The sequence below is a fragment of the Thiomicrorhabdus sp. Milos-T2 genome, from assembly GCF_000702325.1.
GTDB lineage: Bacteria > Pseudomonadota > Gammaproteobacteria > Thiomicrospirales > Thiomicrospiraceae > Thiomicrorhabdus.
The window spans coordinates 2166339-2192345 of sequence record NZ_KL370891.1; the positions used below are offsets into that span (position 1 = coordinate 2166339).

Genomic DNA, 26007 nt, shown 5'->3' on the forward strand with positions numbered 1-26007 from the left:
TTTGTACTTTCATGTAATTCAGAGACAATTTATGTGAAAACTCACTTAAGCTCGCAACCATTTTTATCTTAAAGGAGGTGATCCAGCCCCAGCTTCCGCTAGGGCTACCTTGTTACGACTTCACCCCAGTCATGAACCACAAAGTGGTAAGCGCTCTCCCGAAGGTTAAGCTACCTACTTCTTTTGCAATCCACTCCCATGGTGTGACGGGCGGTGTGTACAAGGCCCGGGAACGTATTCACCGCGGCATTCTGATCCGCGATTACTAGCGATTCCGACTTCATGGAGTCGAGTTGCAGACTCCAATCCGGACTACGAAGGGTTTTTTGAGATTCGCGCACTGTTGCCAGTTGGCTGCTCTTTGTACCCCCCATTGTAGCACGTGTGTAGCCCATCCCATAAGGGCCATGATGACTTGACGTCGTCCCCGCCTTCCTCCGGTTTATCACCGGCAGTCTCATTAGAGTTCTCAACTAAATGGTAGCAACTAATGATAAGGGTTGCGCTCGTTGCGGGACTTAACCCAACATCTCACGACACGAGCTGACGACAGCCATGCAGCACCTGTGTTAGAGTTCCCGAAGGCACCAATCTATCTCTAGAAAGTTCTCTACATGTCAAGGGATGGTAAGGTTCTTCGCGTTGCATCGAATTAAACCACATGCTCCACCGCTTGTGCGGGCCCCCGTCAATTCCTTTGAGTTTTAATCTTGCGACCGTACTCCCCAGGCGGTCAACTTATCGCGTTAGCTGCGTTACTAATCTTTTTAATAAGACCAACAACTAGTTGACATCGTTTACGGCGTGGACTACCGGGGTATCTAATCCCGTTCGCTACCCACGCTTTCGCACCTCAGCGTCAGTTTTAAGCCAGGAAGTCGCCTTCGCCACTGATGTTCCTCCAGATATCTACGCATTTCACTGCTACACCTGGAATTCCACTTCCCTCTCTTAAACTCTAGACTACCAGTATCAGATGCAGTTCCCAGGTTGAGCCCAGGGCTTTCACAACTGACTTAATAATCCGCCTACGCGCGCTTTACGCCCAGTAATTCCGAATAACGCTTGCACCCTCTGTATTACCGCGGCTGCTGGCACAGAGTTAGCCGGTGCTTCTTCTAAAGTTAACGTCAAACAATGCCGATATTAACGACACTATCTTCCTCACAATTGAAAGTGCTTTACAACCCTCGGGCCTTCTTCACACACGCGGTATGGCTGCATCAAGCTTTCGCTCATTGTGCAATATTCCCCACTGCTGCCTCCCGTAGGAGTCTGGGCCGTGTCTCAGTCCCAGTGTGGCTGATCATCCTCTCAAACCAGCTAGAGATCGTTGCCTTGGTAAGCCATTACCTTACCAACTAACTAATCTCACGCGGGCTCATCCTATAGCGATACCTTCCAAGGAGAGGGCACCTTTACTCCGTAGAGCATATTCGGTATTAGCATACGTTTCCATATGTTGTCCCCAACTATAGGGTAGATTCCCACGCGTTACTCACCCGTCCGCCACTCGACGCCTGAAAAGCAAGCTTTTCATCGTTTCCGTCCGACTTGCATGTGTTAAGCCTACCGCCAGCGTTCATTCTGAGCCAGGATCAAACTCTTCAGTTTAATCTTGCTGATATATTTCAATTCCTTCTCAGGAAATAAACACTCGGAATTGACAAAGTGAAACATGATAAAAATAATAAATTATTTATTACCAAATACATTTTTGTCAAAAATCGAGATTTTTTATTTGGTTACTCACTTAAGGAGTTTCCACATAAATTATCTCTGAATTACCTGATTTTTAAAGAACTTAGGTCTCTTCGAGAAGATGAAGAGTCGAATTAAATTCGATTGCTTTTCCTTCTCGGTAAGCCGCTTATTGTAAGCTGATTTAGAATTCGTTGTCAACAATTTATTTTAAATTATTTTCAACTCATTTTTTAATCAACCTGTAAAACCCGTAGGCTTTAAGCGGTGTTCTCAACCACGCTTACTCGCAACTAAGTTGCTTGTTTTGGGTGTCTGCGTTGGAACAGGTGCGTATTCTAGTCATTTCCACCAACAACGCAACCCCTTTATTCACCTTTTTTATACTTTTTTACGCTTTTATGACATTTTTAGAGTTAACCCCACTTTACTCACTACTTATCCACAGGGTTATTCACATTTTGAGGAATTTGGGTTTATTTTATAGGTGTTTTAAACAGGAATGATTATCTAAACAACCAGGCCTTTATACCCCCTTGCGGGGTGTGGTTGTTTTTAAAGGGTCTGATTTTATTTAGTGCTTTGCTTAAACGAAAAAAGCGCCGTCTTTCGACGGCGCTTTTTAAGCATTACTTATCAAATTACCTATCACATTGATTATTACATTACCCATGCACTCTATTTATGTAAGCTTTAATTCACTTATAAACCTTAAGCGCATAAAACAAAATTATATAAGATAGATAATATATCCCCTGCTTTTAAGCAATTGTAATCTTGGCAAACTTACGTTTACCCACTTGATAAACTGAAGTTGACCCTGTTGGCATAATTTGTCGGCTATCATTCACTTTTTCGCCATTAATTTTAACCGCTCCCTGCTTAGTCATTCGATGCGCATCAGAGGTTGTATTTACCAGGCCTGCTTCTTTTAATAAATTAGCTAATGGCATTTCACCTTCAATTGTGACTTCATCAATATCATCAGGAATAGCATTTTTACTAAATTTGGTTTCAAAGTCTTTTAATGCATTTTGAGCAGCTTCTTCAGAGTGGAAACGTGTAATGAGTTCTAATGCCAACTTTACTTTAACATTTCTTGGGTTTTCACCCTCTTGCACAGCTTGCTTTAACTCTTCTATTGATTCAATACTTTCAAAGCTGAGTAACTCATAATAGCGCCACATTAAATCGTCAGAGACAGACATCACCTTACCGAACATATCATTTGGTGCATCTTTAATGCCGATATAGTTATTTAAAGATTTAGACATCTTTTGCACACCATCTAAACCTTCAAGAATAGGCATTGTTAATGTACATTGTTGTGGCTTACCGTAATGCCCTTGTAAAGTCCGCCCCATTAACAAGTTAAACTTTTGATCTGTTCCGCCCAATTCAATATCTGCATCTAGCGCAACGGAATCATAACCTTGAACAAGTGGATATAAAAACTCATGAATAGCAATCGGTGTATTCGCTGCATAACGGTCACCAAAATCATTACGCTCAAGCATTCTGGCTACAGTTTGTTTTCCTGCTAATTGAATTAAATCAGCGGCAGACATCTTAGACATCCATTCAGAGTTAAACACAACCTTCGTTTTTTCTGGGTCTAAAATTTTAAAAACCTGCTCTTTATAGGTCTCAGCATTTTGAAGCACTTCTTCTGCTGTTAATGGTGGACGAGTAACACTTTTACCCGTTGGATCACCAATCATTGCGGTAAAGTCGCCAATTAAAAACAGTACTTGATGACCTAAGTCTTGAAATTGCTTTAATTTATTAATTAAAACGGTATGACCTAAGTGCAAATCTGCAGCTGTTGGATCAAAACCGGCTTTAACGCGCAATGGCTGACCTTTTTCTAATTTTTCAATTAATTCTTTTTCAACCAAAATTTCATCTGCACCACGTTTAATAATGGCTAACTGCTCTTGTACTGTTTTCATATTCATACTTACTTAAATTTATTAAATTTGTTATTTATTAACCAACCACACCCCGCAAGGGGGGGATAAAGGCCTGGTAGAACCGATTAAACCGCACCACACAAAACTGTGTCAGTATTTAATTCTAATTTTCCAGTGAGCTCAGACACTGAAGTCATGTTATTTGCTTTTAAATATTGAGCAATGCCTTTATTAACCTTTTTAACTAATAAAGGGTCTTTTGCCACCGCCGTACCAATTGCCACAATGGATGCGCCTGCCAATAAAAATTCAATCGCATCTTCTGCACTCGCAATACCACCCAAACCAACGATTGGAACATTATGTTGCTTAGCGACTTGATACACTTGATGTACTTTCAACAACGCAACAGGTTTAATTGCCGGCCCGGATAGACCACCTTGATTATTCCCAAGCGTTGGCATGCGGGTATTCACATCAATTTGCATTCCCATTAACGTATTTATAGCTGACAGTGCATCTGCACCCGCATCAATGACTCGCCTTGCACCTTCAGCAATATCCGTTTGGTTAGGTGACAATTTAACAATTAACGGTTTAGTTGTATTTGCTCTACAGGCTTCAACCACTCTTGCCGCCATATCAGGATCATTACCAAAAGCTGCCCCACCCTTTTTAACATTCGGGCAAGAAATATTTACTTCAATCGCTGGCAAAGCGGTGTCATTAAACAAGCGAACCACCTCTGCGTATTCTTCAATACTTGAACCCGATACATTAATAATAAACTGCGACTGACTTAAATCTAACTTTGGCAAATATTCATTAATAACAGCCTTTGCCCCAGGATTCTGCAAACCAATTGAATTTAATAGACCACTAGGTGATTCCATGACTCGATCAGGCTTATTACCGAGTTTAGGCTCTAATGTAGTGCCTTTTAAAAATACCGCTCCCACATCTCGATTGGAAAAGCCTGAGACAGACTGGTATTCTATGCCGTATCCTGCATTTCCTGAAGCCATGGCTACAGGGGAAGTAAAATGCATACCACAAAAATCGACCGATAAATCAACCACAGAAACTATCCTATATGTTACATATTATTCTTTACGAGCCTGAAATCCCGCAAAATACTGGCGCCTTAATTCGCCTAAGCGCCAACATGGGCGCTCACTTACATTTAATTCACCCCATTACTTTCGACTTAAGTGAAAAAAAGGTGCGTAGAGCCGGATTAGACTATGCTGAATTGGCTAACGTTCATGAACACCAAAACCTAGCAAGCTGTCTTGAAGACGTAAAACCTAATCGAGTTTTTGCGCTAACCACAAAAACTACTCGCTATTATACAGAGCCCAAATTTGAAAATGGCGATGCTTTTATGTTTGGCCCAGAGACCCGAGGGCTTCCAGCTGAAGTGATTGCAAGCTTGCCCCCAGAACAAAGATTAACCATTCCGATGATGCCTGGCGGTAGAAGCTTAAACTTAGCTAATGCCGTATCTTTGGTTAGTTATGAAGCTTGGCGTCAACTTGATTTTAATATGGAATTGTAAACACAACCCACCAGGCCGTTATACCCCCTCGCGGGGTGTGGTAGGTTTATATAAACTTATTACTCAGACTTACCTGAACGTGTCATTAACGCTTTAACCGCTTGCTTTGGTGTTATCTGTTCCGAAACGAGCAGGTAAACCTGCTCCATAATAGGTAAGTCTAAACCTAATTTATCCGCCAGCTGTTTAACCGTATTTACCGCCTTAGCACCTTCAACCACTTGACCAATCTCATTCATCACTTGCTCAGAATTCATATCATTACGAGCCAAGCCAAAACCAAATCGGCGATTTCTAGATAAATCATCTGTACAAGTTAACACTAAATCACCCAGGCCTGCTAACCCCATAATGGTTTCAGTTTGCCCACCTAAAGCTTGGCTTAAACGCATCATTTCAACCATGCCTCGTGACACTAGAGCGGCTCGAGCATTAGCCCCCATACCTAATCCGTCACTTATACCTGTCGCAATCGCCATGATATTTTTATAGGCGCCACCCACCTCAACCCCAATCATATCTGATTGAGTGTACATTCTAAAAGAATCACAATGAAATAGATCCGCCCAATATTGAGCTTCGTTCTTTTGGTTAGAAGAACTCACCATGGCAGTAGGTAAACCTTTAGCGACTTCATTGGCAAATGTTGGTCCAGATAAAACCGTGACATTAGCCTCTTTACCTAAAACTTCAAACGCCACTTCATGCAACAGTTTTTGAGTTACCGGTTCAAACCCCTTGGTTGCCCAAGCGATATGACAAGACTTTTCTTTAAGTAAACTTTTAATGGCAATTAAGGTTTCTCTAAAAGCATTACTAGGGACAACCACTAAAATACTTTCAACCTGTTCAAGCGCGTCCTTTAAACTTGCCATTGGGTATAGGTTATCTGGCAAAACAACACCGGGCAAATAACGTGAATTTTCACGTTCTGTTTTAAGCTGCTCTGCTTGTTGCTGGCGATGAGTCCATAAATTTACGCTATGCCCAACCTTAGCTAAATGCAAAGCCAAAGCGGTACCCCAAGCACCCGCACCTAAAACCGCTATTTTATGAGGACAACTCAAGTGAATGCCTAAAATTTATTGCGCTGTTTCTGATTCTTGAGCAAGTTGCTGCATATGCTCATGATACATTGCTTCAAAATTAACAGGCTCAAGCAATAACTGAGGAAATCCTCCACGAGCGACTAAATCAGAAACGGTTTCACGTGCATATGGAAATAACGCATTAGGGCACTGAACACCTAACATATAAGATAACTCTGCGTCATTAAAGCCACCAATGGTAAAAATTCCTGCTTGTTCAACTTCACATAAAAAAGCAGTCTTTTCTTCAATCTCAGTTTGCGCCGTAACACGAACAACGACATGATAAACATCGCCTTCTAAATTTCGGCTTTCAACATTTAAATCCATTGAGAGGCCTGGCTGAAATTCTGTAGTAAACAGTTCAGGAGTATTTGGTGATTCAAAAGAGACATCTTTTGTATAGATTTTTTGAATTACAAATGTTTGTTGTGGTGCTTCAGACATGATTATTCCTTAGTTCAGTTTTAATAAAGAACTTTGCTTGAGAGTCACTCGCGCAAAGCTCTCATCTAAAATTATGCTTTTAGTAATGAGTCAACTTCGCCGCGTTTATCGGCAGCTGATAAATCATCAAAGCCACCAATATGCTGTTCACCAATAAAAATTTGCGGAACAGTATTTCGACCAGTTTTAGCTTCTAACTCTGCCCACTTTTCAGCATCATTACCAATATCAATGCTTTGATATTCAACTCCTTTTGAGTCAAATAAACGTTTTGCCATCACACAAAATGGGCACGTTGCTGTGCAATAAATTACGACTTCAGCCATGTTTTTTCCTTTTTTTGGCAAAACGTCTTCTTTTACAGAAGGCGAACTACCTTTCTTTACTTTTTTTTGTTTTTTTTAGACTTTTCTTTACCTACTGGCAAACCCGCGGCTTTCCACGCATTAATACCACCGGATAAATTATTTACATTGGTATAACCATTTTTAGCCAACGTACCTGCTGCACGAGCAGAACGTGCCCCAGACAAACAATAAATCAAAATAGGCGTAGTTTTATCAGATGGTAATTGCCCTAATTTAGAGCCTACATCCGCTGCAGAGATATTTAAAGCATTACCAATATATCCTTCTCTAAATTCTCCGGATGATCTCACATCAAGTACAAACGCATCGTCGTTAAATAGGCGAGTTGCTTGATCGGTGTTAACAGATTGGTAACCTGCGATTTTATCGCCAACATAGCTATAAATCAGCATCGCAATAATGACAGCTACAGCAACAAATAAAGGCCACTGATCTTGAAAGAATTCATTAAACATTTACATTCCCTTGGTATGTATATTTTCAAACCTGATGATTTTAACAGCGAAACTCGATACAATAAACCGAATTGACTAATTATTTATATGGTGGTAACCAAAATGTCACAAGAACTAAAACCAAAAATCAAAATTGAACAACGACCTACAGGCCTATTAATACTTGATGGCTGGGGTTACAGAGAAGAAACAGAATACAATGCAATTGCTCAAGCAAACACTCCAAATTGGGATAAACTGGTTGCAAATCACCCAAATACTTTAATCAATACTTCTGGTTTAGATGTAGGTTTACCTCAAGGTCAAATGGGAAATTCAGAAGTTGGCCACATGAACCTAGGTGCCGGCCGTGTGGTTTATCAAGAATTAACCCGTATTCAAAAAGATATTGATGATGGTCGTTTCTTTAATAACAATGCGTTATTAAACGCCATTGATAAAGCAAACGAGCGTTCAAACCCCGTTCACATTTTAGGTTTACTTTCAGACGGTGGTGTTCACTCACATATTGAGCACATCAAAGCAGCCCTTTCTCTTTCGGTAGACAGAGGCGCTAAAACCTACCTACACGTCATTACTGATGGTCGTGATACACCACCAGAAAGCGCCCTGCAATATATCGAAGACATTGAAAACCATATTGCTGAAATTGGTGGTAACTGCAGAATTGCTACGGTTATTGGACGTTTCTTTGCACTAGACCGAGACAATCGCTGGGAACGCATTCAGGAGGCTTACAACCTAATCTGCTGTGGCGATGCCCATTTTAATGCAGATTCTGCAAAACAAGCCGTCGAAATGGCATACAAACGTGGCGAAACTGATGAATTCATTCAAGCAACAGCTATTTTGAGCAAAAAAGGCAAAAAAGCAAAAGTGAAAGATGCTGATTCAATCATCTTTATGAACTATCGTTCAGATCGTGCGCGCCAAGTAACTAGTGCTTTTATTATGCCTGATTTTGGTGAATTTCACCGTTGCAAAACCCCGATGCTTTCTGCGTTTGTCACCTTAACCGAATACAATAAAAACTTTGAAAATTTTGGCGCTACCATCGCTTACAGACCAACCAAACTAATCAATACCTTTGGTGAAATCATTGCTAAAAACAAGTTACGCCAACTGCGCATAGCCGAAACAGAGAAATACGCACACGTTACCTTCTTTTTAAACGGTGGATTAGAAGCGCCTTATTTGGGAGAAGATCGTATTTTGGTACCATCACCACAAGTACGCACATACGACCTTAAGCCAGAAATGAGTGTAGGCGAATTAACTGAAAAATTAGTTGGCGCGATTGACTCGTCTAAATACGATACGTTTATTTGTAATATCGCTAACCCAGACATGGTTGGACACACGGGTAACTTTGAAGCTTGTATTAAAGCGGTTGAAGCGGTTGATGAAGCCTTAGGCAAAATTCTTGCCGCTATCGAAAAAGCTGGCGGACAGGTGATTGTTACTGCGGATCACGGAAACATGGAAATGCTTGTTGACCCAGAAACAGGTAAGCCATTTACTTCTCATACAACATGCCCTGTTCCATTAGTTTACTTTGGCCCTAAAGACGTTACCCTTCGTAGCGGCGGAGCTTTACCAGATGTGATGCCGACCATGCTAAACTTAATGGGTATTAAACAACCTGTTGAGATGACTGGTAAAAGCCTTACTGAATCAAACTAAACTCAAAACTGCATGAAGAATTAGTTAAAAGGCTTGTAGAGGATTCTCTGCAAGCCTTTTTTAATTTCAACTGGATAATTTTTAACTTAAGAATTATTCTGAGACCTTTGCACCCAAGGGCATAAACACGAGATAGGTGCGAAAGAAAAATGAGGGGGAATTTGCCTGATTCTCGACTTACCCCTTCGGGCGTCGAGTTCTTCGTTTGCGGCGGGAAACTTAGGGAATAGCTAGCTATTCGCTAGTTGTCGCCCAACGGAAGTGCCCTTGGGGTACAACAAAAATCAGGTGAATTTTTACCCTCAAGGGGCACCTAGAACCATTTTTACTCGTGCATACTCTCGTGCAAAGGTCTCTAAACATTCGACTCAATTTCATTTGGCCAAACAGGAAAGTACTATTATGAGCTTAGCTGTTTCTCAACCACTATTCTGGCTTTATAGCGTAAACATTCTGCTTGTTTTATCCGTTGTTTTGCACATGCTTTATCAGAGAAGATCTCCACAAAACCTTATGGCATGGCTATTAACTTTAATTTTATTACCTTATATTGGTGTCTTTCTATACCTAGCTTTTAGCTCTCGTAAATTTTTAAAAAAATCGATAAAACCCAAGGTTGAAATGCGACCATGTACCAGTGTACAACCTAAAAATCAGCTAGCCATTCAACTAAACCGTATCTTACAAACTAATAACATTGCTGGCACTTCAGACAACAACCAAGTCTTAGTCTATGAAAAAGATAATGAGGCATTTACAGCGTTTTTAGCTGCTATAGAACAAGCCCAAAAACATATCCATATTGAAACTTATATTTTTGAACTTGATGCTACAGGCCAACAAATTCTTAACGCCTTAATCAAAAAAGCCAAACAAGGAGTCGAAGTTTGTTTATTACTTGATGCCTTAGGCTCATTTCATCTTTACATTAATCAAAAAAAACTTAAAGCACTTAAAGCCGCAGGGGGAAAATACCGTTTTTTCCAACCCTTGTGGTCATCTATCTTTAGCGCTCAAGCTAACTTAAGAAATCATCGTAAAATCTATTTATTTGACCAAACCACCCTATTCACCGGTGGAATGAATCTATCTGATGACTATCTAGGCCCAAAAAGAAAAAAACACCAAACCCAACGCTGGATAGATTTAATGTTTGAAATAAAAGGACCAATCACCTTTCACTATCAAAACCTTTTTAATGATGACTGGTTTTACACCACTCAAGAAAAACTTACTAGGCCAAAACTTTTTCACTCAAATTCAATAAGAACAGGAGAAATGATGCAGGTAGTGCCTTCTGGGCCAGACATTCAAGAAGATGCGCTTTACGAGTCGTTACTAAACAGCTTATATTTTGCCAAACAACAAATACTGATTGTAACGCCATATTTTATTCCCGATAACGCCATCATGAAAGCACTACTCATTGCTGTTAAACGCGGCATTGAAGTCACTCTATTAACGCCAGCAACTTCAGACCACCTTATTTTTGATTTAGGCCGAAGCTCTTACATGCGAGAGCTGGCTGAAGCTGGCGGAAAAATTTATCTATTTCAAAACAATATGCTACATTCAAAACTCATCATTATTGATGAAGACCTCGCCATTATAGGATCAGCAAATTTTGACTATCGCTCGCTGTTTATCAACCATGAAATCGTTAATTTTGTCTACTCAGAAACGCTAATAAAGACTCTACTAACTTGGCTACAAAAACAATTAGAGCAAAGTGATGGCTACAATTCAGAGACTAGTCGAACCAAAAGATTACTAGAGAATCTAACCCGAATTTTTGCGCCAATACTTTAACCAGGCCTGGTCTCTAATGTTAAAACCCAAAATAACCCCTATTTCGCAAATCAATTGCCAGCAAACACTTCCAGAATGCTTTACTTTACTGACCTGGAATTTGCAAAAAGTGGATTTTTCACATTACATTCACCGCCCAATTGAGACATTACTATCCATACCTAAGGTTCATTTACTCTCGTTACAAGAAGCGGCTATAAAACCCAAACAAAACCGCTTTTTTAACTTGCCCTTCTTTATGACACCTAATATTGAAACCAAAAAACAATTTTATGGAGTGGTGACAGCATCCAATTATTATCAATCAGCATTTTCACAACATCTTACTCAACATCGTGAACTTGGTGTGATGACTCATAAGGCCGCATTAGTCACAAAGCATCCTTTACATAATGGACAAACCCTGACACATGTAAATATTCATGCTATTAATTTTGTGCCTCATTATATTTTCAAAACAGAGCTTCGCATATTATGGGATAATATAAAACTTACCCAGGGGCCATTAATAGTCAGCGGCGACTTTAATACCTGGAACAAATTGCGTCTAAATACCTTATTAAAAGCCACCAAACAGTTAAACCTATCACAAGTTGTTTTTTCTGATAGCCGAGCCATCAAGACCTTAAACCGTCATCCGCTAGACTATATCTTTTATCGTGACTTAAGTATGCGGGACGCAGTTGTTTTATCAGTACCTGAAATCTCTGACCACAATCCTCTAGTAGCGACCTTTAGTCTTACTCATCACTGAGTTATCACTCAAGAATTTGAAAAAAAGCGCTCTAAAAACAGTGGTACAATTTGATTCCAAATGTATATATAAAGTATAATCTCGCACCATTTTTATTTTTTGAATGCGCTAAAACTCCTTCAAAACTAGGTTTATCAAAGGGTTAAGTTTTAGCTTATTTTAAAAAAATAGCGTTTTTGACGGACAGGACACGGAAATTATGAACCCAATACAATCCCCACACGGCCTTAATTTAACAGGCCTTTACTCTCCTGAGTTTGAAAAGGAGAACTGTGGTTTTGGTTTGATTGCCAACATGGACAACAAACCAAGCCACTGGGTCGTTCAAACAGCGATTGAATCTCTTGCTAATATGACTCACCGTGGTGGTGTTGCTGCGGACTGTTGCACAGGTGACGGTTGCGGACTTCTTATCAAAAAACCAACCAGCTTTTTAGCTTCTGTTGCGGCTACTGAAGGTTTTGAACTAGCTGAAATTTATGCGGCTGGTATGGTATTTTTAAACCAAGACAGTGACAAAGCACAAGCTGCACGTGAATATTTAGAAGCTCGTCTAACCAATAAAGGTTTAACGGTTGCTGGCTGGCGTAAAGTTCCTGTTCGTTCAGAAGTGCTTGGAGCACAAGCGGCAGGCATGGAACCGGTAATTGAACAAATTTTTGTTAATGCACCTGCTGATATGTCAGAAGCGGACTTTAACCGTTCGCTTTTCACTGCGCGTCGTAAAACAGAAATGGAAATTGAACCTAATGATGACACTTTCTATATTGCATCATTAAACAGTCAGCTGCTGTCCTATAAAGGTTTGGTCATGCCTAAAGAACTCCCTGAGTTCTATCTTGACCTTAAAAATGATGAGTTTGCTTCGTCCTCAATCTCATATCATCAGCGCTTCTCAACCAATACATCGCCACAATGGCGATTAGCGCAACCGTTCCGTTTCTTAGCGCACAATGGTGAGTTAAATACTATCCGTGGTAACCGTAACTGGGCATTAGCTCGTCAAAAGAAATTTGAAACACCTTTGCTTCCTGAACTAGGTGAATTAAAGCCATTAGTTGCTCAGTCAGGTTCTGATTCAAACTCATTAGATAACATGATGGAAATCTTGATGATGGGCGATATGCACATCTTCCAAGCGTTACGTTTACTTGTACCCCCTGCATGGCAAAACATCCCTTCAATGGATGCCGATAAAAAAGCATTTTTAGAGTATAACTCAATGCATATGGAACCTTGGGATGGTCCAGCAGGTATGGTTATTAACACTGGTAAATATGCAATTTGTGGTGTTGACCGTAATGGTCTTCGTCCAACTCGTTATGTTATTACTAAAGACCGCCACATCACTTTTGCGTCTGAAATTGGAGTTTATAACTACAAGCCTGAAGATGTGGTTGAAAAAGGTCGCTTAAAACCAGGCCAAGTCATTGCTGTTGACTTAGAAGCCGGTACATTAATTAAACCTGAAAATATTGATGATCAGCTAAAAACCGCCAAGCCATACCGTCAGTGGATGGATCAAGGTTATATGCACATTGAAGAGAAGCTAAACCAAACTGAAAAAACATTAGATTGGGATAGCAATACTGCGGACATTTACCAAAAGTATTTCCAAGTTACTTTTGAAGAACGTGATGCGGTTATTCGTGTTCTTGCTGAAGAAGGTCAAGAAGCCACTGTTTCAATGGGTGATGATGCTCCTCTACCCGTTTTCTCACACAAAGCCCGCTCAATATTTGACTACTTCCGTCAAATGTTCGCACAGGTCACCAACCCACCGATTGATCCTCTGCGTGAAAACATCGTTATGTCTTTAAACACTTGTTTTGGTAAAGAACTTAATATGTTTGAAGAAGGACCTGATCACGCTAGACGTTTAGAAGTTCAGTCGCCGGTGTTAAGCCCATCAATGATGGAAAAGCTTTTAAATATACAAGAGCCAGGTTATGAAAATTGCACGATTTCTCTACAGTACAACCATGAAGAATTAGGGTTAGAAGCTGCTATTAAAGCGGTTTGCGCACAAGCAGAAGCGGAAGTTAAAGCCGGTAAAACCATTCTGATACTAAGCGATTTAGAAATTGAAAATGGTAAAACGTCTATTCCTGCAGCGATGGCAACCGGTGCGGTTCACCACCACTTAATTGCAAACGAGTTACGTACAGAAGCCAATATTGTGGTGCAAACCGCTACAACCCGTGACCCTCATCACTATGCGGTGTTATTCGGTTACGGTGCAACGGCAGTATTCCCATACCTGGCTTACGAAAGCATTGAAGATATGCGTCGCACTAATGAGCTTGATGCTGAAAAACCGGTTAGCTTTTACATTAAAAACTACCGTAAAGCGATTAACAAAGGGTTATTTAAAATCCTTTCTAAAATGGGTATTTCAACAATTACGTCTTACCGTGGTTCACAGTTATTTGAAGCCGTTGGTTTAAGTGCAGATATTGTTGACCTTTGTTTCAAAGGCACCCCTTCACGTATTCAAGGTACTAAGTACGAGCATATTGAACTAGACCAGCGTCGTCTTGCATGGGAAGCATTTAATCCTCGTAAGCCTTTACAACAAGGTGGTCTATTCAAATATGTGCACGGTGGAGAATACCATGCCTTTAACCCTGAAGTAGTTAATAGCATTCGTGAAGCCGTACAGAAAAATGATCAAATAAAATATAACGAATTCCGTGAACTGGTTAACAATCGTCCAGCAATGACCATTCGTGATTTATTTACCTTTAAAGAGGGCATTCAATCGATTGATATCGATAAAGTTGAGCCTGTTGAAGCAATCTTTAAGCGTTTTGACTCTGCCGGTATCTCTTTAGGAGCGCTATCTCCAGAAGCTCACGAATCACTCGCAACCGCAATGAACCGTTTAGGCGCACGTTCTAACTCGGGTGAAGGAGCAGAAGATCCTGCTCGTTACGGCACAGAAAGAATGTCTAAAATTAAGCAAATTGCTTCTGGACGTTTTGGAGTAACGGCTCATTACCTACGTAATGCAGAAGTACTACAAATTAAGGTTGCCCAAGGTGCAAAACCAGGTGAAGGCGGACAGCTTCCTGGTCACAAAGTAGACATGATGATTGCAAAATTACGTCACTCAGTACCTGGTGTTACGTTAATCTCACCTCCTCCACATCACGATATTTACTCAATCGAAGATTTAGCTCAGCTAATCTACGATTTAAAACAGATTAACCCTAACGCATTAGTCTCTGTAAAACTGGTTGCTGAACCGGGTGTGGGAACCATCGCCGCAGGTGTTGCTAAAGCGTATGCTGACCTTATCACTATCTCAGGTTATGACGGTGGTACAGGTGCATCACCAATGACTTCTGTTAAATATGCAGGTAATCCATTTGAAATGGGTCTAGCAGAAACCCACCAAGTTTTACGTGCTAATGACCTTCGTGGTCAAGTTATCGTGCAAGCGGATGGTGGTTTAAAAACTGGTTTAGATGTGGTTAAAGCGGCAATCTTAGGTGCAGAGTCATTTGGTTTTGGTACCGTACCTATGGTGGCATTAGGTTGTAAATATCTACGTATTTGTCACTTAAATACTTGTGCAGTAGGCGTTGCAACACAAGATAAGCGTTTACGTAAAGAACACTTTATTGGTATGCCTGAAATGGTTATGAACTACTTCCACTTTGTTGCTGAAGAAACACGTGAGTGGATGGCTAAATTAGGTGTGAGCTCACTTAAAGAGCTTGTTGGGCGTGTTGATCTATTAAAAATGATTGATAATCCGCTGACTGAAAAACAGAAAAACATCGATTTATCTGCGTTTATCTCAGATGGTGGTGTTCCAGCGGACAAACCACATACCGTTCAAGTAAAGCGTAACAACCCTTGGGATCATGGCGATATCGCAGAAGAGATGGTAAAAACCACTCTACCAGCTATTGAAGCTAAAACCGGCGGTTCATTCAACTTTAATCTTGTTAACACTGGCCGTTCAATTGGTGCGCGTGTTGCAGGTGAAATTGCTGAACGTTATGGCAACAATGGCATGAAAAATTCACCAATCACGCTAAACCTAACCGGTATTGCTGGGCAGTCGTTTGGTGTGTTTAACGTGGACGGCCTAAACCTTCACCTAAACGGTGATGCTAACGACTACGTTGGTAAAGGTATGGCAGGTGGTGAAATTGTTATTCGTCCACCAGCTGGCAGCAAGTTTAACCCTAAAGAGACGCCTATTGTTGGTAACACTTGTTTATACGGTGCAACTGGCGGTAAATTATTTGCCAATGGTACAGGTGGTGAACGCTTTGGTGTTCGTAACTCTGGTGCTGTGGCAGTGGTTGAAGGTTTAGGGGACCACGGTTGTGAATACATGACCGGTGGTACGGTTGTGAGTTTAGGTGAAGTAGGTGTTAACTTTGGTGCCGGTATGTCTGGTGGTATGGCTTTCATTCTTGATGAAGAACGTACACTGCCTGATCGCCTAAACCCAGAAATGGTTGAAGCAATTCACATCGACACAGAAAATACTGAAGCCTACCGTGTTTACCTAAAAAACCTATTGACTGAATATGTTGAAAAAACCAACAGTCCTTGGGGTAAAGAAGTTTTAGATAACTTCAGTGCTTACATTGGCAAGTTCTGGTTAGTTAAATCTTTAGCGATTGATATAGACAATCTTTTCGACTTATTTGTAAAAGCAGCTGACTAAGCGAAACTGGAAGGAATTTAAAAATGCCAAATCCAAGACAATTTTTAGAATTAAACCGCCAGCTTCCTGAAAAGAAAGCGGCTAACCAAAGAAATAAAGAGTTCACTGAAATCTATTCAGAGTTCAAACTAGAAGATGCTATGGCTCAGGCAGACCGTTGTTTGCATTGTGGTAATCCATATTGCGAATGGGCTTGCCCAGTCCACAACTACATTCCCAACTGGTTAAAACTGGTTGCCGAAGGTAACGTAATGGAAGCCGCAGAAATTTCCCATAAATCTAACTCGCTTCCTGAAATGTGTGGTCGTATCTGCCCACAAGACAGACTATGTGAACAAGCGTGTACTTTGGAAGACACCAACTTTGGTTCGGTAACAATTGGTCAAATTGAAAAATTCATTACCGATACTGCGTTTGCTGCAGGTTGGAAACCTGATATTTCTAATATCCCAATGACAGATAAAAAAGTCGCTATTATTGGTGGTGGTCCTGCCGGTATTGCAGCGGCCGACATCTTAATCCGTAATGGTGTAAAACCTGTTGTATTTGAAAAACAACCGGAAATTGGTGGTCTATTAACCTTCGGTATTCCACAATTTAAGCTAGACAAAGACATTGTTGTTCGTCGTCGTCAAATACTAGAAGAAATGGGGATTGAGTTCCACGTCAATACTGAAGTGGGTAAAGACATCTCAATGCAAACTTTGGTTGATGACTATGACGCTGTATTCCTAGGGATGGGAACTTACAAGCCATTGGCAGGACGCTTCCCTGGAGAAGACCTTCCTGGTGTTTACAAAGCCCTAGACTTCCTAATTGGTAACGTTAAACACGAACTTGCTATGGAACAAACGCCTGAACCTTTCGTTAGCATGGCCGGTAAAAAAGTCGTTGTTCTTGGTGGTGGTGACACAACTATGGACTGCACACGTACTTCAATTCGTCAAGGTGCCGATAACGTTTATTGTGTATATCGTCGTGATGAAGCTAACATGCCCGGTTCACGTGCCGAAGTACAAAACGCTAAAGAAGAAGGTGTCGAGTTCCTGTTTAACCTAGCGCCTGTTGAAGTGATTGGTGACGGTAAAGTCGTGGGACTCAAAGTCATCGAAACACGCATGGGTGAGCCAGATGAAAACGGTCGTCGTCGTGCTGAGATGGTTGAAGGTTCAGAACGTGTTATTGACTGTGACGCGGTTATCGTTGCATTCGGTTTCCAACCAAATCCACCTGCGTGGTTTAAGGACTACGATATCGAAGTCAATAACTGGAATGGCGTTGTAGCATCTAAAACCTCTCTATACCCTTTCCAAACCACTAACCCAAAAATCTTTGCGGGTGGTGATATGGTGCGAGGTTCAAGCTTAGTAGTTGAAGCCATTGCAGAAGGTCGTACCGCAGCAGAAGGGATGTTGGATTATTTAGAAGTTTAATTCTCTGAATTACCCTGTGCTCAATTTTCAGAAAAGGCCACAGGGAATACCAGGCCTGGTAATTTATAAGCCTGAAACTAATAAACCCGCAAGGATGTCCTTAGCGGGTTTTTTATTGTTAAATAACTTACTAACAAATTCAATTCTTAACGGGTACCAAACCAGGGAAAACAAAGCTCAACATCTTACTGTTCAAACATAAGCGATAAGGTGCAAACTTACTTGCATCGTCAATTAACCCCAATAATTTAAGCTGCTTGGCGATGTCTCTCGCCTTTCTTTCTGAGCACCCCCACAAACCTGGTAACTCTGCTTTTTTTACTTCTCCAGAAATCAGCATTACTGGTAATATCGCTTTATATTCATTTGGTATCGACTCTTCGCTATAGTCCACATATTTTTGTAACCGATCATGCAATCGATCAAGCTTTAACATGTTCTTCATATATTCAGCTTGATCAAGAGCTGTCTCAGTCATAAATCTAATAAACTCAACTAACCCCGATTCACTCCGTAAACCACGGCCGTCTATATTTCCTTGTCGTTTTTGGTCCGCCCTAGCCAAGAATTGCTTATATTTTTCATTGTTCCTTGCCAAGCCACGCGACAACGACCACAAACCATAGCTCTCTGGCAAAGCCTGCTTAAGCATTGCATCGGTTAGTAACCTTCCTGTACGGCCATTTCCATCTAAAAAAGGGTGAATATACATATAGCGATGATGTGCTGCAAACGCTTTCATCATCTTAATAAGAACCAAATCAGAAGATAACACCCGATAATTTAGATAGAAGTCATTTAGCAATCTAGGAATATCCGAGGGAGCTGGTGCCAAATGTAAACCAACTTCAACATCTAAAATTCTAAATTCACCAGGAATAATTTGATGCTGTACACCTTTAATGTCTGTAACACATAATTGTTCAGGCAATAAATCAGCAGCGCCATAAAACGCCTCATGAATCATTTTAAGATTTTCAGAATGTGCAAAGTCAACACTTTCCTCAGCATGCAAAACAAATTCCTGTGCCTCGCGGTAAGCTAGAGCTAAACGCTGTTTTTTTTGGTTATCGAGTTCACTGGAGAAATCTCTATTCATCGCTCTAGATATATCTGCAGGATGCGTCCCTTCACTTTCAATTAAATTAGAATAATAGTTATTAACCAAAGCAATGCCTTTGGCAACCTCCTCTAACACGCAAGGATGCAACCCAGCACTAAGCGAATAACTAGCAACATGCAAAGCCTCCAAGCGTTTTAACAACTCAGGATATCCCTTTGCATTTTCATTAGGTATAAAAGGAGTTAACTCATTCATTTGCCGATTCTCTTGCCGTTTTTATTTATATATAAATCAATATATTAAACCCACTAACTAGCGCGTGCAAACCTATTTTTTGCCGATTCTCTTGCCGTTTATAAAATACTTACTAAATGGTGATATGGTTCGTGGTTCAAGCTTAGTGGTTGAAGCGATTGCACAAGGTCGTACCGCAGCAGAAGGGATGTTGGATTATTTAGAAGTTTAAGTTTTTTCCAAACTAACCAGGCCTATTGATTTTCAATAGGCCAATTAAAAAACCCGCAAGGATTTCCTTAGCGGGTTTTTTATTGTTTTAAGAGAAATAGAAATTGGGGACGCCTTGTATTCAAGAATCAAGTGCAACACTAAATAATCCCCCCATTGATTCAATCAACATCGACTCTCTGTCCAAAAAACCATGAAACTTCACAAATCGCTTTACCCAATCACAATAACTATTCTCGGTAGAATACGCATAACCTTCACGACGCAATTTACTACGCATTTCATCTAGCAACATAGGCTTTATTAATGTATTATTTATAAAGTTAAACCTTTCGTAATGACAGATAATTAAGATAATAGAGCATAACCTGTCACATAGACAAATAAGCAAAATAATCTGCTAATTTGACATGAAAGATATTTAATAACCAATAAACAGGCAAAATTGCCTGATAATAAATGTTAGGTTTCCGCAATGTTGAAGTTTGAAGTAGACGATAAGGAATATTGGGTTGGCCACAACCCGAAGTTGGGTTTTTTGATATTTGACCCGCTTGTCCAAGCTGCAGAGACGAGCGATTTGGTTCGGTTGTATATTATTGAGCGAAACAAATCCTCACCGTTTAAAAAGGCCATTATTCGAAGAAATCTATCCGCGGACCGAAAACTCAGCAGAACCAAATGCAGCAAACTGCTTCAACCCTACGCACAAGCCCGGAAAAGGCTCAGAGTAACTCATTGTTTTCGTTGTGCGGAAAATCTTAGTTCTACCGATTTTGGCATTTGCGCTAATTGTGGTTGGATACAATGTTCATGCGGAGCGTGTGGGTGCAAATACAACAAAACCTAAAAAGGCCAATCAAGCTTTAGGCTAAGGAGATATTTTGAGTAATCATCAAATAGTTATACTTGCAAACTCCGTAAAGCATCACCAACACTGTGTTGCTGGAAAGACTGTAAATACTCATCATTATCATTGGGTTAGACCTGTATCAGATGAACAAGGTTGTGAACTGACGCATGAGCAAGCGAAATGTCAAAACCCACACGGTAAATTCAATGTAAAACCACTTCAAAAAGTAACTATAGGTATTGCAAGACACGTCCCGTTAATAAATCAACCAGAAAACTATTTAATAGATGGTTCGACTTGGCAACAAAATTATCGAATTGATGAAAATGAACTAGTAAATTACTTAGATAAGCCTAGTGATATTTGGGGAACAGGTGATAGAGTCAATTTTCATTTAATCCAATCAGGTCAGTTATCAATACAACAATCTCTTTATTTAATTAAAGTAGAAGAATTGTATTTGTTCGTCAATAACTATAACAAAAGAAGAGCATGTTTTATTTACAACGGTTCAAATTATGAGCTTGCAGTTACGGATCCTAATTTTGACAATATAATCTCAAACTCTCCGGAGCTAAAAAATATTTTGTGTATTAGCTTAGGAGAAGAGTTTGAAGGTTATTGTTTTAAGCTAATCGCAACAATTTTTTAAGGAAGGTTATCAATGGATATTTACACAATTGGATTTACCAAAAAAAATGCCGAAACCTTTTTTGGTTTTATCAAACAAGAAAATGTAAAAACATTACTTGATGTGCGGTTGAACAATATTTCTCAACTTGCAGGCTTTGCTAAAAGAGATGATTTAAAATTCTTTCTTAAGGAACTATGTGGTGCTGAATATATCCATACACCAGAATTAGCACCAACAAAAGAAATACTAAATGCGTACAAAAAAGGAAACATGTCTTGGGAAATTTATGAAGACAAATTTCTTAACTTAATGGCTCAACGAAATATTGAAAAAATTGTCAAGCCAACCATACTTGAACATGGTTGTTTATTATGTAGTGAACATGAACCTCACTTATGCCACAGACGTTTAGTGGTAGATTATTTAAATGAAAACTCTGACCTAGACTTAAAAGTAAAACATTTATACTAAGATGAATAATGTCCTAGTTCTCTATCCTAAAATCTTTAATTGCTATTCAAAGTTTCAACGTAAAATTGAACGGATAGTTTCGCAGCTTAAAAATGTTACGTTAGTGTATTTAGACGACCCTAATGGGTTTGTTAAAAAACTCTCTGAGCAGAGCCAATTTATAAATTCTGCAACTCAACTTGAAACCTGGAACATTGATAATATAACCCACTCAATAATTTTTGATGATGGGGAGGAATTCCCCAAAGAGACAAGACTATTAAAAGAAAATAACGTCCCCCTTCGCCAAATAAAAATTGAACTTACCCGTGTAATTAATATTAAAGATAAACCTGAATATAAAAATCAAAAAAGTACACCTAATTATGAATACATTGGCCGTGGTTCATATTGGGGGAACCCTTATTCAATGTATGAGGAAGGAGACGACCGAAATGAAGTTATTAGAAAATACAAATATGACTTTGATTTTGAAAAATTCCCAAATAAAGAAAAATCAGAAGTCTATAAACTTGCAGGGAAAAGACTTGGTTGTTTCTGTAAACCACAAGCCTGTCATGGAGATGTATTGGCTGATTTTTTAAATTCATGGGACGACGGAAAGTAATAACTTAACAATGCCCTAAACCTGACCGCGCTAATGCGCGGCCGGTTAGCTTAAATGTTATGGCTGAAAAGAATCAAAAAGAATCAACGGAATATAGGGACGTTACCCTTTTCTATAAAGTTACCAGGCCTGGTAGGTATGATTAATCTTTGCGATTGAGAAGCCTTTTTAATATTTATATACCTTTGAAATTATCATTCAGGCTTCCCGTTACTATTTTTACTTGCCTAAAAATAGTAACCACAAAAAGGGCACCCCACTCCATAAATTGGCAAGTTCTAAACTTGTTCACTGAAACTTCAGAACTCGCTGGTGCCCCGTAGGAAATGCCCTTGGGGTACTCAAACAGCTGAAGTTTTTAAACGTTCACTTCGTTAAGAACTCTGCACAATTTATTCCAAGGGGAACCTTGGCGTTTGTGGTTTGCTTCATCTATTAAAAAATCAATTTACCAGGCCTGGTAATATCCGCAACCCACGATAAAAACAACTAAAGAAATGATGAATTAACGTAGAAAAGCCTCCCCTCTGTAAGAAATTGCTCTTTTACTTAGCGTAGGATGCGGTTAAAAATTCCCATTGTTTGAGCGAAGCGAGTTATGGGAATTTCAGCAGACAAGCTTAGTAAAATCAATTTTGTCAGCGGGGTGCCTTTTCTTTGCTTCCTTTCTTTGGGCAAGCAAAGAAAGGAAGGGGTAGCCTTATCGTCGAAATGAAAGGTCTATCAATATTCGTAAAGGCTTCTCAATAGCTGAGACAAATCAAACCTTAAAACAGAAGCTACCAGGCCTGAAATTTAGGGACGCTACCCTTTTTCTAGAGTTACCAGGCCTGGTTACTTTAATTAAATTGATAATACAAACCCTAAAAGGATGAAATTTATCTTTATCTTCATCGTATTATGCCTATTTTAGAGTATGATTATTTTTCATAAAGTCGAACTCTCGTTTTTAAGAACTATTCAATATTAAAGGGTAACTATGTCAGATCAAAACCACCATGAAAAAGCCAGAACGATTGGTCTGTTAGGTGCAATTTCTATTGGTATTGGAGGCATGGTTGGTGGTGGTATATTTGCGGTTTTAGGTGAGGCAGTATCGCTTGCTAATGGGGCAACGGCTATCGCATTTTTGTTTGCGGGCATTGTGGCATTATTAACCTCTTATTCGTATGCAAAATTATCGGTTAAGTTCCAAAGCCAAGGCGGTACAGTCACCTTTGTAGACAAGGCGTTTAATCATAACTTGTTATCGGGTTCAATGAATTTACTCCTTTGGCTCAGTTATTTGGTGACCATATCTTTATATGCAGTGGCTTTTTCTTCTTATGCGCAAACCTTTTTTAAAGGCGACTCGGGAATTGAATTAAATGCATGGTTACTCAATCACCTCTTTATTAGTTTTGCAATTCTTCTGCCCTTAGCCATAAATCTTGTTAGTGCGTCATTTGTAGGAAAGTCCGAAACCATTATTGTGGTGATAAAAGTGGCTTTATTAATTATTGTGATTGCAGCTAGTGCCTCATTTGTTGATGTTGAACGTTTATCCTATGAATACTGGGAAAGCCCGTTATCTATTGTCATTGCCGGTATGATTATCTTCGTAGCCTATGAAGGATTTGAGCTCATTGCTAATGCTTCTGAAGACATTAAAAACCCCAATAAAAACCTACCTAGAGCCTTTTATGGTTCGGTTATTTTAGTGGTTGTCTTGTATGTTTTAATTGCGTTAATTACGGTGGGAACCGTACCTGAAAGTGAGCTAATAACGGCTAAAGATTATGCTTTAGCTGTAGCTGCAAAACCTGCTCTAGGTTCTTTTGGATTTATTCTTGTATCCATTGCTGCATTATTGGCGACCTTTTCAGCCATTAATGCCACTATTTATGGCAATTCTCGGCTAGCTTACATTCTCGCTATTAAAGGTGAATTGCCTAAAATAATGGATTCTGAGAAAAGAAATATCCCTTTTATGGGTGCAATTCTTACTGCAGTTTTTAGCCTAACTATTGCCAATACCATTAGTTTAGAAGAGATTGCTATTATTGGTAGTGCAAGCTTTTTACTGGTGTTCTTTATTGTAAACATAGCGGCCTATCGTTTACGTCATCAAATCAATGCTAATAAATTCATTGTATTACTAGCAAGTATCGTCAGTTTTGGGGCTTTAGCGGTTTTACTTGTGAATACTTATCAAAAGAATCCTAATGCGATTATTGTTTTTATCTGCTTTATATTGGCTTCTGTTATGTTTGAAGCGTTGTATGGCATATTGGTTCGCAAACACCTATTTCATCGACCCTACGATGGAATGAGGTAAAATCTAAGCGTAAACTTCCTTAAAAACACCATATATTGGAGTAGACATGCCAAACGTTAAACAATTATTTTTATGGGTTTCTGCGTTTTCTATACTCTTTATTTACCTTCTATCTTGGGTTTGGTCAGGAGCTTTGTGGGTTTATGTTTTTATTCTTCCCATTGTAGGTTTAGGCCTATACGACATAACCCAAAAAACTCACACCATACTGCGTTTATACCCTGTTATAGGGCATTTAAGATATTTATTTGAATCCATTCGGCCAGAGATGCAACAGTATTTTGTGGAAGATAATATTAATGGCTCTCCCGTCAGTAGAGAGTTTCGCTCGTTAATTTATGAACGTGCTAAAGGTATGCGAGACACACGCCCCTTTGGAACCCAATTTGATGTTTATAGAGTCGGGTATGAATGGGTTAATCACTCTTTAGCACCTAAACAGGCCAAGCAGCCTAAGCAAGCCAAACACGAGGCCTGCAGAATACGTTTTGGTGGCTCCGCTTGTTTACAACCTTATGAATCCGCAATCTTTAATATCTCAGCTATGAGTTATGGCGCTTTAAGTCGTCATGCCATACTCGCCTTAAACAGAGGTGCAAAGATAGGTGGTTTTTTTCATAACACTGGAGAAGGTGGTTTATCACCGCACCATTTGCAAGAGAATGGAGATTTAGTTTGGCAAATTGGCACCGGTTATTTCTCATGCCGAACCCATAGCGGAGATTTTAACCCCGAGCTATTTGTAAAAAACGCCTGTCATCCAAATGTCAAAATGATTGAAATCAAGCTTTCTCAAGGTGCAAAACCTGGGCATGGCGGCATATTACCTGCGGCTAAAGTGACACCTGAAATCGCCCAAATACGTAATGTAAAATTGGGTGAAGATGTTGAATCGCCACCAGGTCATAGTGCATTTTCAACCCCTATTGAGCTATTAGAATTTATACAGCAACTTAGAGAGTTATCGCAAGGTAAACCCATCGGCTTTAAACTAAGCTTAGGAAAACCAGAAGAATTTATTGCTATCTGTAAAGCGATGCTTAAAACAGGCATTAAACCTGACTTTATTACCGTAGATGGCGGCGAAGGTGGCACCGGTGCGGCGCCAATTGAATTTACCAATTCCGTTGGTACACCTTTAAGAGATGCCCTGAATATCGTGCACTCTACATTAGTCGGGTTTGGCCTTAAAGATGAGATTCGTTTAATTGCTTCAGGTAAAGCATTTTCAGCTTTTCATGTTTTTAGATTATTAGCCTTAGGTGCAGATACGGTTAATTCTGCACGCGGTATGATGTTTGCGCTGGGCTGCATTCAATCAAGAAGCTGTAACACCAATAAATGTCCAACAGGCATCGCCACTCAAGACCCAAGTCGTTATAAAGCCTTAGATATTGAAATCAAAGGAGAACGAGTCGCTAGCTACCAAGCCAAATTAATCAAAAATTTAACGGAAATAACCGCGGCTATTGGTTTATCAAGCCCAACTGAAATACAAGCTAAGGATCTTAATCGAAGGGTCAGTGCAACGGAAGTCAAAACCTATGCAGAAATATTTCCCTGTTTAGAAAAAGGTTGTTTGCTCAATGAAGCTACCGTGCCTATTAACTGGACAAAATCATGGTCACTTGCTTCGCCATCTCACTGGTGAGATAGGCTGTTTTTATTTTCTTTAAAACAATACAAACCATAATTACC

19 protein-coding genes and 1 rRNA gene are annotated in these 26007 nt (G+C 39.8%); 11 read left to right on the top strand and 9 right to left on the bottom strand.

Annotated features, from left to right (window positions below):
• Positions 1–70: 70 nt before the first annotated feature.
• From BS34_RS0109790 to BS34_RS0109800, 3 genes are all read right to left on the bottom strand, one after another.
• Positions 71–1614, bottom strand: a 16S ribosomal RNA gene (locus BS34_RS0109790).
• A gap of 848 nt (positions 1615–2462) precedes the next feature.
• On the bottom strand, positions 2463–3653 hold the full coding sequence (tyrS, locus tag BS34_RS0109795; RefSeq protein WP_029408341.1) for a tyrosine--tRNA ligase: 1191 nt from the start codon (positions 3651–3653) through the stop codon (positions 2463–2465).
• An 86-nt stretch (positions 3654–3739) separates the two neighbouring features.
• A complete protein-coding gene (locus BS34_RS0109800) occupies positions 3740–4693 on the bottom strand; it encodes a dihydroorotate dehydrogenase (protein WP_029408342.1) in 954 nt (317 codons plus the stop codon).
• 14 nt (positions 4694–4707) lie between these two features.
• Between BS34_RS0109800 and BS34_RS0109805 the strand changes: the two genes are divergently transcribed.
• Entirely contained in the window at positions 4708–5172 is a 465-nt protein-coding gene (locus BS34_RS0109805) for a tRNA (cytidine(34)-2'-O)-methyltransferase (protein ID WP_029408343.1), read from the top strand.
• Between the two features lie 59 nt (positions 5173–5231).
• Here BS34_RS0109805 and BS34_RS0109810 read toward each other — a convergent pair whose 3' ends face one another.
• From BS34_RS0109810 to BS34_RS0109825, 4 genes are all read right to left on the bottom strand, one after another.
• Positions 5232–6239, bottom strand: a complete 1008-nt coding sequence (locus BS34_RS0109810; RefSeq protein WP_029408344.1) for an NAD(P)H-dependent glycerol-3-phosphate dehydrogenase — start codon at positions 6237–6239, stop codon at positions 5232–5234.
• A 15-nt stretch (positions 6240–6254) separates the two neighbouring features.
• Positions 6255–6707: a protein-export chaperone SecB gene (secB, locus tag BS34_RS0109815; RefSeq protein WP_029408345.1), complete on the bottom strand. Its 453-nt coding sequence runs from the start codon at positions 6705–6707 to the stop codon at positions 6255–6257.
• A 71-nt stretch (positions 6708–6778) separates the two neighbouring features.
• Complete coding sequence (gene grxC, locus BS34_RS0109820) at positions 6779–7033, bottom strand: glutaredoxin 3 (protein WP_029408346.1); 255 nt, start codon at positions 7031–7033, stop codon at positions 6779–6781.
• A 56-nt stretch (positions 7034–7089) separates the two neighbouring features.
• On the bottom strand, positions 7090–7530 hold the full coding sequence (locus BS34_RS0109825) for a rhodanese-like domain-containing protein (protein ID WP_029408347.1): 441 nt from the start codon (positions 7528–7530) through the stop codon (positions 7090–7092).
• 102 nt (positions 7531–7632) lie between these two features.
• Between BS34_RS0109825 and gpmI the strand changes: the two genes are divergently transcribed.
• The 5 genes from gpmI (at position 7633) to BS34_RS0109850 (ending at position 17899) form a co-directional block, all read left to right on the top strand.
• Complete coding sequence (gpmI, locus tag BS34_RS0109830) at positions 7633–9213, top strand: 2,3-bisphosphoglycerate-independent phosphoglycerate mutase (RefSeq protein WP_029408348.1); 1581 nt, start codon at positions 7633–7635, stop codon at positions 9211–9213.
• Positions 9214–9615: 402 nt separating this feature from the next.
• Positions 9616–11022 carry a cardiolipin synthase gene (gene cls, locus BS34_RS0109835; protein ID WP_029408349.1) on the top strand — a complete coding sequence of 469 codons (1407 nt, stop codon included), beginning with the start codon at positions 9616–9618 and terminating at the stop codon, positions 11020–11022.
• Positions 11006–11776 (top strand): endonuclease/exonuclease/phosphatase family protein, encoded by a 771-nt coding sequence (locus tag BS34_RS0109840; protein WP_233993187.1) that lies wholly within the window; start codon positions 11006–11008, stop codon positions 11774–11776. Before cls ends, BS34_RS0109840 begins: the two co-directional genes overlap by 17 nt.
• A gap of 199 nt (positions 11777–11975) precedes the next feature.
• Positions 11976–16466 (top strand): glutamate synthase large subunit, encoded by a 4491-nt coding sequence (gene gltB / locus BS34_RS0109845; protein WP_029408351.1) that lies wholly within the window; start codon positions 11976–11978, stop codon positions 16464–16466.
• 23 nt (positions 16467–16489) lie between these two features.
• Complete coding sequence (locus BS34_RS0109850) at positions 16490–17899, top strand: FAD-dependent oxidoreductase (RefSeq protein ID WP_029408352.1); 1410 nt, start codon at positions 16490–16492, stop codon at positions 17897–17899.
• A gap of 139 nt (positions 17900–18038) precedes the next feature.
• Here the strand turns inward: BS34_RS0109850 and BS34_RS0109855 are convergent, their stop codons facing one another.
• Together BS34_RS0109855 and BS34_RS12870 are read right to left on the bottom strand one after the other, a co-directional pair.
• Entirely contained in the window at positions 18039–19217 is a 1179-nt protein-coding gene (locus tag BS34_RS0109855) for a Fic family protein (RefSeq protein ID WP_029408353.1), read from the bottom strand.
• 331 nt (positions 19218–19548) lie between these two features.
• Positions 19549–19707, bottom strand: a complete 159-nt coding sequence (locus BS34_RS12870; RefSeq protein ID WP_233993188.1) for a phage integrase N-terminal SAM-like domain-containing protein — start codon at positions 19705–19707, stop codon at positions 19549–19551.
• Between the two features lie 604 nt (positions 19708–20311).
• Here BS34_RS12870 and BS34_RS0109875 point away from each other — a divergent pair.
• The 5 genes from BS34_RS0109875 to BS34_RS0109895 all read left to right on the top strand — a co-directional run bounded on the left by BS34_RS0109875 (position 20312) and on the right by BS34_RS0109895 (position 25960).
• A complete protein-coding gene (locus tag BS34_RS0109875; protein WP_029408355.1) occupies positions 20312–20932 on the top strand; it encodes a dual OB domain-containing protein in 621 nt (206 codons plus the stop codon).
• Between the two features lie 12 nt (positions 20933–20944).
• Positions 20945–21385 (top strand): DUF488 domain-containing protein, encoded by a 441-nt coding sequence (locus BS34_RS0109880; protein WP_029408356.1) that lies wholly within the window; start codon positions 20945–20947, stop codon positions 21383–21385.
• 1 nt (position 21386) lies between these two features.
• Positions 21387–21992: a DUF4326 domain-containing protein gene (locus BS34_RS0109885; protein ID WP_029408357.1), complete on the top strand. Its 606-nt coding sequence runs from the start codon at positions 21387–21389 to the stop codon at positions 21990–21992.
• 979 nt (positions 21993–22971) lie between these two features.
• Entirely contained in the window at positions 22972–24309 is a 1338-nt protein-coding gene (locus BS34_RS0109890; RefSeq protein WP_029408358.1) for an APC family permease, read from the top strand.
• Between the two features lie 46 nt (positions 24310–24355).
• The gene (locus tag BS34_RS0109895; RefSeq protein WP_029408359.1) at positions 24356–25960 is read left to right on the top strand and encodes an FMN-binding glutamate synthase family protein; all 1605 of its coding nucleotides are present in this window, start codon (positions 24356–24358) and stop codon (positions 25958–25960) included.
• Positions 25961–26007: the final 47 nt, after the last annotated feature.